4 protein-coding genes and 1 pseudogene are annotated in these 10,355 nt (G+C 71.3%); 1 reads left to right on the forward strand and 4 read right to left on the reverse strand.

The features are described from left to right. Nucleotides 1-67: 67 nt before the first annotated feature. Both GZ998_RS03015 and GZ998_RS03020 read right to left on the reverse strand, forming a co-directional pair. Nucleotides 68-2,929 (reverse strand): alpha-L-rhamnosidase, encoded by a 2,862-nt coding sequence (locus GZ998_RS03015; RefSeq protein WP_219108908.1) that lies wholly within the window; start codon nt 2,927-2,929, stop codon nt 68-70. Nucleotides 2,930-3,620: 691 nt separating this feature from the next. Beyond that, the gene (locus GZ998_RS03020) at nt 3,621-4,655 is read right to left on the reverse strand and encodes an endonuclease domain-containing protein (protein WP_219108911.1); all 1,035 of its coding nucleotides are present in this window, start codon (nt 4,653-4,655) and stop codon (nt 3,621-3,623) included. A gap of 259 nt (nt 4,656-4,914) precedes the next feature. On the opposite strand from GZ998_RS03020, the pseudogene GZ998_RS13460 reads away from it, so the two are divergent. Beyond that, nucleotides 4,915-5,019, forward strand: a pseudogene (locus GZ998_RS13460) (DUF5605 domain-containing protein); the annotation flags it as partial. A gap of 270 nt (nt 5,020-5,289) precedes the next feature. Here the strand turns inward: GZ998_RS13460 and GZ998_RS03030 are convergent. Then, the gene (locus GZ998_RS03030) at nt 5,290-6,864 is read right to left on the reverse strand and encodes a glycoside hydrolase family 43 protein (protein WP_219108917.1); all 1,575 of its coding nucleotides are present in this window, start codon (nt 6,862-6,864) and stop codon (nt 5,290-5,292) included. Nucleotides 6,865-7,023: 159 nt separating this feature from the next. Beyond that, nucleotides 7,024-10,119, reverse strand: coding sequence for an alpha-L-rhamnosidase (locus tag GZ998_RS03035; protein ID WP_219108919.1), 3,096 nt, complete (start codon nt 10,117-10,119; stop codon nt 7,024-7,026). Nucleotides 10,120-10,355: the final 236 nt, after the last annotated feature.

A 10,355-nucleotide genomic window follows, 5' to 3' on the forward strand; every position in this document is an offset into this window, starting at 1 on the left:
GTCGGCTACTCCGGTGAGGTCGGCGTGGCAGCGGCATCGGCTCGCACGCCGGCCCACTGGCTCTGCCTCAGGCCACCAGGTGGTGGCGGCCGTGGGACAGCTCGATGGGTTCCTCGCCCTCCCGGCCCGGCAGCGTGACGCGTGCGCTCGCCCCGACCGGGACGACGACGTCGACCTCCAGCCGCCCCTGCCCGGCCGCTGCCGCCTGCGAGGTGATCTCGTGTCCGGCCTCGTCCACCAGCCGCCAGGCCACGGCCGCCCAGCCGTAGGGGGTGCGGTGCACGGACTCGGCGTGGGTCAGGCCCCCGCCCGGGGCCGGGGCCACCTCGATCACTCGGTAGCCGGGCGCCGCGGGAGCCATGCCCGCGACGCCGCGCTGCAGCCAGGCCGCCACCGCGCCCAGGGCATAGTGGTTGAAGCTGGTCATGTCGCCGGGGTTGATGCTCCCGTCGGGCAGCATGGAGTCCCAGCGCTCCCAGGTGGTGGTTGCCCCCATGGTCACCGTGTACAGCCAGCTCGGGCACGTCGTCGTCAGCAGCAGCCGGTAGGCGGCGTCGACGTGGCCGGTGGCGCTAAGCGCGCCGGTGAGCACGGGCGTGCCCGCGAAGCCGGTGGACACATGCCCGCCGGAGGCCTCCACCAGCTCCGCCAGGCGGTTACCGGCCACCTTGCGGTTGCCCTCCGATCCGGTCAGGTCGAAGGTGATCGCCAGGGCGTAGGCGGTCTGGGTGTCTGAGGTCATGCGCCCAGCGCCGTCGGTGAAGCGGGCGCGGAAGCCCTCCCCGATCGCGTCCGCCAGGGCGGCGTAGTGGGCGGCGTCCTCCTCCTGGCCCAGAACCCGCGCCCAACCGGCCACTATCCGGGCCGACTGGGCGAAGAAGGCCGTGGCCACCAGGTGTGGCTCGGTCATCGCCTGCATGGGGTTGTCCGGCGGGGCGGAGGGGTCGAGCCAGTCGCCCAGCTGCATGCCGGAGTCCCACACGTGGTCATCCGCGGCCAGGGAGTCCACCAGGTCCACCCACGCCTTGGCGGAGTCGTACTGCTGCGCCAGCAGGTCCCGGTCGCCGGTGGCCCGGAACAGCTCCCACGGCACCACGGTGGCGGCGTCGCCCCACACGGCCGCCGGCCGCGGCGGCGTCCACAGGCCGCCCGGAATCACGGGCACGTACCAGGGCACGGTGCCATGCGCCTGCTGCTCGATGGCCAGGTCCGCCAGCCAGGAGGACAGCAGCCCGGTGCAGCCGTAGTGGAAGGCGGCGGTGGGGGCGAAGGCCTGGATATCGCCGGTCCAGCCCAGACGCTCGTCGCGCTGCGGGCAGTCGGTGGGCAGGGCGACGAAGTTGTCCCGCATGGACCAGCGCGAGTTCTCATGCAGGCGGTTCACTCTGGCGTCCGAGCATTCGAAGGCGCCCAGCCGCTCCATTGAGGTGTGCACGACGACGGCGGTGATCGCCCCGGCCTCGATGTCCCGCTTGGCCGCCGCCGCCCCGCCGGGCCAGCCCGAGACGTCGGCGTAGCGGAAGCCGTGGATGGTGAAAGCCGGCTCCCACTCCTCCACGCCGTCGCCGGCCAGGGTGTAGCGGTCGGTGGCGGCGGCACCGCGCAGCGGGCGCGTGCCCAACTGGCCGTGCTCGAGCACCTCGGCGTGCCGCAAGGTGATGGTGGTGCCGGCCGGGCCGGCCACGCGAATACGCAGGCGGCCGGAAATGTTCTGGCCGAAGTCGATCAGCGCCCGCTCCGGGGAGGTCTCGATCTCAGCCTCCCCGATGCGCATCGCTTGCCGCTCCTGCACGGTGACCGCCACCGGGAGCAGGGTCTCCTGCGCGCGCACCGGGGCATCCAGCGGCATGATCAGCCGCTCGGCGTCGGAGTCGCCCACCGCTACCGGTGACCAGGCGTCGTCGTCGAAGCCGGGGGCGGACCAGCCGGGAGTGGTCAGGCGGGCATCGACTGTCTCGCCGTCGTACAGGCCGGTGAACAGGATCTCGCCCGCGCCGGCCCGCCACTCGGGGCCGGTGGCGACGGTGCTGCGGCTGCCGTCGGCGTGGGTGAGCTCGAGCTGGATGATGGCGGCGACGTCGTCGCCATACAGGTTGCGGTAGCCGCCGTCGAAGCCGATGTGTCCGCGGTACCAGCCGTCTGCCAGCTGCGCGCCGAGCGCATGAGTGCCGACGCCATCGCCGGCGGGGGAGGCGTCCAGCAGCTGGCCGGTGACGTCGTAGGTGCGTGCGACCAGCCGCTGCCCGTACACGGTCCAACCGGGCACCAGCTCGTCGGTGCCGATGCGGGCAGAGTCGAGCTCGGCGCGAATGAGCCCGTGGGCGCTGACGTAGGCGCGGGCGGAAACCACCGGGCGGTCGACTGTGAACTCGTGACGCACCCGGGGCGGGCGGCGGTCGCTTTCGGGGTTCTCGGGCCAGGCGGGGCCCACCGGTAGGGCCTGCCAGTCGGCGGCATCCAGCAGGCCGGCTTCGTAGACGGCGGGCTCTGACCATCCGGTGGTGGCGGGCACCGCAGTGGCCGGGGTGGTGGCGGAGGCGGCGACGGCGACCGAGCCGGTCACGCGTACCCGCACCACCACCCGCTCGCGAGAGGCCAGCGCGACGGCGGGCCAGGCGGTCAGGACGCCGTCGGCGGTGGCCAGCGGGAGCGTTTGCGGGCTGCCGAGTGGGTTGCCGGCGGGATCGGTGCGGGTGAGCTCCACCTCGGCGTCGGTGGGGGACCAGCCGGCTGGGGCGGTGGGGATTTCCCAGGACAGGCGGGGGGTGGGGGAGGCTCCGCCCAGGACGTCACCGGGCAGGTACTGCTCGAACTTGAGGTGGGTGGGGGCGGTCAGCTCGCCGACGGGGTCGGGCAAGGCGGCGGCGGTGAGCGCAGCCTCGGGGGTGGAGGGGTGGGCAGCGGGGAGGGTGCCGTCGGGTTGGGACAACGAGACTTCGGGTAGTGGGGCATTTGGTGAGGCCGAAGTAACGTGCTGCTGCGGCGCGGGGGACGTCTGCGATGTCTGCACTGACACGATGTGGCTCCGTCTGCGGTGACGAGGGGCGGGCGTTGAAACGACTCAAAGAATAATTGCCGGGGTGGGCGCAGTCAACGGGGACGGCGAGCCGTCCGCGGCCGCCACCACCGACTTCCCGAGTACGTCCTCGGCGGGTCGAAGACTTCCTCGGCGGCTCGGGTACGACCGCGTGAGCCCCAGGACGACCTCCGCGCTCACCTGAAGACAACCTCGGCGCGGCGAGTACGTCCTCATCGGCCCGAATACGACCTCGGCGCGGCGAAAACGTCCTCATCAGCCCGAAACCCTCCACGATGTGGAGGGTTTGGGGAGTACGAGGTCGTATTCGGCTGGTGTGGGGTGGTCGAGTGCGACTGTGATGTCCTGAGACATAACAGTGGTCGAGTGCGACCTCGTGAGCCCGAATACGTCCTCATCGGCCCGAATACGACCCTGTGTGCTTGCTCGACTACGTCCTCATGAGCCCCAAAACGACCTCGGCGTGGCGAATACGTCCTCGGGCGCCCGAGTACGTCCTCGGGCGGGCAAACATGTCATCGCCCGGCCGAGAACGACCTTTTTACCCGCGCGGGTGCTCGCCGCGATTGATACTCGACCCGCGCTACTCCCACAGCCCGGGAACGCGGCGGGCACGCAGCGTCACGCTCGGCGGCATGCGCTCCATGATTCTCGCGGTCAGCCGCTCCTCGTCGTTGAGGTCCGCGTACGTCACCCGTATGAATGACCATCCCATGGCGCCGATGGCGTCCTGCCGGAGCTTCTCCTCCCAGAGGTCGTCATTCAAGCTGTACTTGCTGCGGCCGTCGAACTCGATCGCCAACCGCAGGTCCGGCCAGGCGAGATCGAGGAAGCGGTGGCCGTCGGCGTCGAGCATGATTTCGTGCTGCAACTCCGGCCCGGGCAACCCGAGCGCCACGACCAGACGCCGCGTCAGGCTCTCGCCTGGCGACTCCGAGAATGGGCTCGCCATGGCAGCGACGGCGCGAGCGCGCACCGCTCCCCGCCGTGGGCCTTCCGCCCCAACCGCCGCCAGCAGCTGGGGACGAACGCGCTCCCACTTTGCCTTCGCCTGCTGCGGGCTGAATCGGTCGGGTTGGCACAGCGCACGCATGGCCGAATCGACGATTGTGATCGACTCTCGCGCAGGCAGGTCGAAGGCGCAGTCGACCGCTGTTCTAAGCAGAGTCGTAACCGGAAGCCCGTTCACCACCTCCACATGTTCGTCCTGCAGTCGGGAACGGCGGCGCCGCAGGCCGACGACGCGACCCGCTCCGGAAAGGTGCGGGAGGTTCCCGTCCGTGAAGGCGACCGGAGCCAAGGGAAGCCGGGTGCGCTTGGGATTCGTGGGCACTGCGATGCGAATATCGGTCTCGCCATGGCGCAGCCACAGTCCGTGCACGAGTGCCGCCGCCTCGTGGGTGAGTACTACTGCGGATCTGGCCGAGTGCACGGCGGCCACACACCGGGCCAGGCCGACCTCGCGCTGCTGCGCCCACACCGCCCGCCCGGGAGTCGGAAGCAAGGCGACGCCGGGAGCGATCTGCACACGGGTGTCACCGGCACGGGACCTGCTGGGGCGCCCGGCATAAGTGAACTCAATCGTGGGCAGCGGGGGTGGCGCGGGGATGGTGTCCATGAACTGATGCTCGGACAGTTGCGGCTTTCGCGCACGCGGAGACCGCCGACTCTCCACAGGTGTTGGGCGAGCCCTGCGACGAGGATGAATTGTGGACTCCGGCGGCGCGTATTGCGGACTGATGACCCGCAGCCCTCCACGACGCCGTCGGCCGCGGATGGGGGGAGAACTACCCGCCGACCTTTCGGCACTGCCCAGCCCTTTCGGACCGCGGTTACGGTGCCGGAGCGCCGTTTAGCGGCGAGCGGGAGTCGTCGGCACGTGGAACATGACGATCGAGCAGGTGGCCGCTGGGGTGAACGGCAGGGCCTACGTGCCGCTTCCGAGCCGCCCTTGGATGGCGGTGCGGGTGCGCTGCGACTGAATCGGCGGGTGTTCTTGCGCCAGCAGCAGCCGGGCTGAGCCAGGTAGATCCGCGTTTTGTTGGTATTGCGCGGAATTGTCAGTTGGGCTGGAGTTGGGTGATAGTGCTCCAGTGCGCAACGGGCACCTCGGCGCACACAGGAGGCAACCCACGGCCGCTAACGGTTTCGGTAGAACCGCGGAATCGTGTGGACTGTAGGAATGGGCCTCGCGGAGACGTGCACAGCCGTACAGCCGTCAACCGGGCTCATCCTGCCCGAGCCTGACGTGTCTACAGCGGTTGGTAAATGAAGCGCTCAATGGTTGCCGTGCCGCTCACTGCGCGCACGCCCACAACCCGGCCGGTGAAACCGCCGGCGACCTCGGTGGACAGGTAGCGGCCGTCCAGCCGGCCCAGCTCTATGTCTCGCCCATCCACGCTCACGCCCAGCACCAGTTCGTCGGGCACGCGCTGCCCGAAGAATCCCGACTCCGGGAGCTGCGCGCTCACCCACATCCGCAACGCCCGTCTCTGCAGCCCCTTCAAGTCCGCTGCCGTCAACTCGCCAAGAGTCTGCTCAAACGGCGCCGCGGTCGCGACGGCCACGGCACGGTCCCCGTCCCAGCGCACGGCGGCCCGGTGACCGGGGTCCAGGTACACGCACAGCTCGACGACGGCGCCCGACTCCACAGCCAGTTCCACCTCAGTCCGCCAGGCGGAGTCGCGGCAACGGACGGCCAGAAGCGGGCGCGGCGCGGCGTCGTCGCCGGGCGCAGTGATCGTCAGTCTCCCGGCCGCGTCGCGCGCCAGTGCGGCACGGGCGAGCCCGCCCGGGGAGACCCACCGGTCGGGCAGATCCCAGGGAGCGTCGGCGTCGGCCACTGGTCCGGGCCTGCCGCGCAACTCATCGGTGAAGGTGTGCGTGGAGGCGGCGTCGCGCGCGGCGATCGCCTCCGCGTAGCGGTCCTCGATGACGACCGGCCAGTCCCCCTCCCAGTCTGCGCCGACCAGGAAGGTCTCCCGGCCGTTGACGTGGTAGCCGGGGAAGGGCTCCAGCTGGCGAATGCCCAGGTGCACCATGGCGAAGCGCGCCCCGTCCCATCCGTCGGCGTCGAGTGGGACGAGGTCGGCGTGCCCGGTGGCCTGCACCGGATGGTCGGTGGAGCGGTGGGTGAGGATCGGGTTGCCGGGGTGCTCCTCCCACGGGCCGGTCAGCTCGCGGGCGCGCGCCATGGTCACGCAGTGCCCGATGCCGGTGCCGCCCTCGGCCAGCAGCAGGTACCACCAACCGCGGCGGCGGTACAGGTGCGGCCCCTCCGCGTCGCGCATGCCCGTGCCCTGCCACAACTCGACCGGCTCGCCCAGGCGTCGGCCGGTGTCCGGGTCGATCGGCACCGAGCGCAGCGTGGATACCGCGGTGCCGGTCTCGAAGGACACTCCGCGCCAGCTCAGGTGGCAGACGCCCTCCTCGTCCCAGCACAGGTCCGGGTCGATGCCCGGGGTGTCGGGCACTTCCACCGGGTCGGACCAGCCGGCGGCGGGATCTGTGGTGCGCACGATGCGCTGGCTCAGCGGGTCCTGCCCCATATTGGTGACGATCACGTAGAAGACGCCGTCGTGGTGGCGGATGGTGGGGGCGAAGGTGCCCTGGGAGCCGGCGTCGCCTCCCGGCAGCGGTAGGGCGGAGGGGCGGGCGTAGGCGTGACCGACCTGCTCCCAGTGCACCAGGTCGGCGGAGCGGTGCACGGGCACGCCCGGCAGGTACTCGAAGCTGGAGTTGACCAGCCAGAAAGCTCCGTCCACGCGGCAGATGGACGGATCCGGGTAGTAGCCCGGCAGAATCGGGCGGGCGGACCGGGTGGGCACGGTGTCCTCCTTTGACGCGGCGTTCTACTTCGGGCGCTGGGGGCGGTGGTCCGAGAGGGCACGGGGCGCCTCGGACCACCGCCATATCTACCGGTCTCGGTGTGTAACTAATGCCGGTCTCGGTGTGTTACAAGTGCCGGTCTCGGCGGGAAGTGGGGGTTAGCCGCGCTGGGCGGCGGGGACCTGGGGTGCGTTCGGCGCCACTTCGGCGATGACGGCGTCAAGCGCGGCCTTTACCGCCTCCATGCCGGGAATGAAGCCGTACATGGTGGCAGCTCCGGGCACGACCCGCGCCGTCGAATCGAGCTCATGGGTGAGGAATCCGGTGAGCGTGGCCGCCGGGTCCGCCATGTAGGCGCCGTGCTTGCCGCGCACCGCCTCCACCACGCGCTCCCAGGCCGCATCATCGTCCATCAGGTCCCGTACCGTCCGGATCTCTCCGTTGCCGTCGCGCAGCTGCGCGAGCAACGCCACCGTGCGCTCATGCAGCCCGTGGCCGAGCACCTCCGGCGCCACACCGGGCAGCACCAGCTCGGCACTCGCCCCCACCGGCACCTGCACGCTCACGTGCAGCGCGTCGCCGTCGAGCTCCCAGGCGGTGCGGGCGGTGCCCAGCGGCAGTCGTCGCACCACGCTCGCCGAGGTGAAGCCGTGGCCCACCTGCGGGGTCACCCGCAGCGCGCGCCCGCCGGCGCCGACGACGTCCAGGCCGGCCAGGTCCGTAATCAGCCACTGGGTTACGGCGCCCAGGGCGTAGTGGTTGAAGCTCGTCATCTCCCCGGGGTTGATGTCCCCGTTGGGCAGCATGGAGTCCCAGCGCTCCCAGATGGTGGTGGCGCCCATGGTCACCGGGTACAGCCAGCTGGGGCACTCCCGCTCCAGGATGAGCCGGGCCGCCGTGGCCGCCTGGCCGCCCTTGACCAGCGCCGTCGGCACCAGCGGGGTGCCGACGAAGCCGGTGGAGATCCGGAAGGACCGCAGCCGCACCAGGTCCGCCAGGCGCTGCCCCGCCCCGGTCACGCGCCGCGGCGTGTCCAGCAGATCCCAGGCCAGTGCCTGGGCGTAGACGGTGGCGCAGTCGGACAGGATCAGCCCGTCGGCGGTGACGTAGGCGTCCAGGTACGCTTCCCGCACGCTCGCGGCCAGTGCCTCGTAGTGGGCGGCGCGCTCGGCGTTGCCGAGGATCGCCCAGGCGCGAGCGGTGATGTCCGCGCTGCGGGCGAAGTAGGCGGTGGCCACCACATCCGGGTCGGCCTTGGCGGCGCCCGGGTTGTCCGGCGGGGCGTCGGGGTCCAGCCAGTCGCCGAACTGGAAGCCGCCCCGCCACAGGTGCGAGTCCCCGGCCACGGCGGCGACGCCGTCGACGAAGCAGCTCATCGCCTCCACGCTGGCGGCCAGCACGGCCGGGTTGCCGGTGGCCTCATATACCGCCCAGGGCACCAGGGTGATGGCGTCGCCCCAGGCACACGTGAGCTTGTTGCCCTCCAGCACATCGGGGGAAACCACCGGCAGGGCGCCGTCCGGGGTCTGGGCGGCGGCCAGGTCCCTCGTCCAGGAGTTCAGGAAGGCGGCGGCGTCGTACAGACTCAGGGCTGTGGGGGCGAAGGCGCCGATGTCCCCGGTCCAGCCCAGGCGCTCATCGCGCTGCGGGCAGTCGGTGGGCACGGTGATGAAATTGTCGATCGTGGACCAGCGGGTGTTCTCCACCAGCTTGTTCACGAGCGGCTGGGAGCTGGTGAACCAGGCGGACCGATCCATGCCTGCGGAGACCACGCGCGCCGTGAGGGAGGCGAGCAGCGCGTCGTCGTCGCCGGGGAAGCCCTCGACCTCCACATAGCGGAAGCCGTGCTGGGTCAGAGTGGGGGCGAAGATCTCGGGTCGTTCGGCGGTGCCGGTTCCGGCCAGGGTGACGCGGTCGGTGCACTCCGCATTGCGCAGCGGGCGCGTGCCCAGCTCGCCGTGCTCCAGCACCTCGGCGTGGCGCAGGGTGATCACGTCCCCCGCCTGGCCGCCGGGCACCGTCAGGCGCACGTGCCCGGTGAGGTTCTGCCCCAGGTCCACCACGCGTCTGTTCGACGGCGTGGTGATCACCTCCACGGGCCGCACCTCGCCGACGACGGTGGGCAGGGGCAGCGTGGTCGGCTCCAGCGCCGCCTCGGGCAGGTCGAGGACGGCGACCGGGGATTCGGCCTCCGCCTCACCCAGCGCGGGCAGGCGCAGGTCGGTGGACTGGCCGTTGTACAGGTCGTTGGCGGTGATATTGGAGGGCCGCCAGGCCCAGCCGCCGTCCGTGCCGACGACGGTCGTGCTCGCGCCGTCGCTCAACTCCACCTGGGCCAGCAGCCAAAGGTCCTGGCCGTAGACGGCCTCGCGCATGTTCCAGGTGAGGTGGCCGCGGTACCAGCCGTTGCCCAGGACGACGGCGAGTTCGTGCTCACCGGGGGTCAGGACGGTGGTGACGTCGTGCGTCTGCACCAGGATGCGTCGGGAGTACTCGGTCCAGCCCGGGGCGAGCTCGTCGGTGCCTACCTTGACGCCGTCTATGAAGGCCTCGTAGGTGCCGCCGGCGGTCAGGTGCAGGCGGGCGGCGGTGGTGCCGGCGGGGACGGTGATGCGGCGCACCATCACCGGTGCCGGATCGGTGCGCCGGTTGCCGGGGGCGGTGATGGGGCGGGCGGTCCAGTCGTCGCGTTCCAGCAGCCCGGTCTCGACGACGGCGGGCGCCGACCAGGGGGACCAGACTCCGTCCTCCCCGGCAACGCGCACCCGCCAGGCGGCGCTCTCACGCGACTTCAGCGGCAGGGCGGGCCAGGGGACGAACAGGGAGTCCGGGCCGTCCAGGGCGAGCACCTCGGGGGCTCCGGGCAGGGCGCCGACGCGGCCGCGGACCACCTCGATCTCGGCGTGGGCCTGGGCCCAGCCGGCGGGGGCGGACGGCACTTCCCAAGACAGCGCCGGGGTGGGGCCGGTGCCGCCGAGGACGGGTCGGTCGGGGCGGTGGTGGTCCACGCGCAGGCCGACCGGAGCAGTGAGGGTGCCGACCGGGTCGGTGGCCTCCGGCGCGGGGACGGTGAGAAGGTCGGCGTTGGGGGAGATGGAGCCGGCAGGACTGTCGGCCGCGGTCCGCTTGATGTCCGTGCCAGTGGAGTCGGCTGAGCGCCACGGGGACGTGGGGCTGTCACCTGCGGGGAATGCGGCGCTGCCGCCTGCGCCCCCGGCGGGGGAGGCGGATTGATTTGAACGGTGTGCGGGCATGAGGCTCTCCGGGTCTTCGTTGAACCGTTTCACGGATTGGGGTGAGCGTATGCGGGCTGCGGGGATTCGTCAACCGTAGCGCATGTGCGGTCGAGCGCCTCCGGCCTTGGGCGGCGGTGCTTGTGTCCTCCCGCGTACTGCACGACCCTGGGCGACGTTAAACGACCTTGGTGCCTGTTCCACGACCCCGGGGTGGTCGTGGAACAGGCACCAAGGTCGTGGAGTATCACCAAGGT

This window comes from Actinomyces sp. 594, assembly GCF_019325145.1.
Taxonomy (GTDB): Bacteria; Actinomycetota; Actinomycetes; order Actinomycetales; family Actinomycetaceae; genus Actinomyces.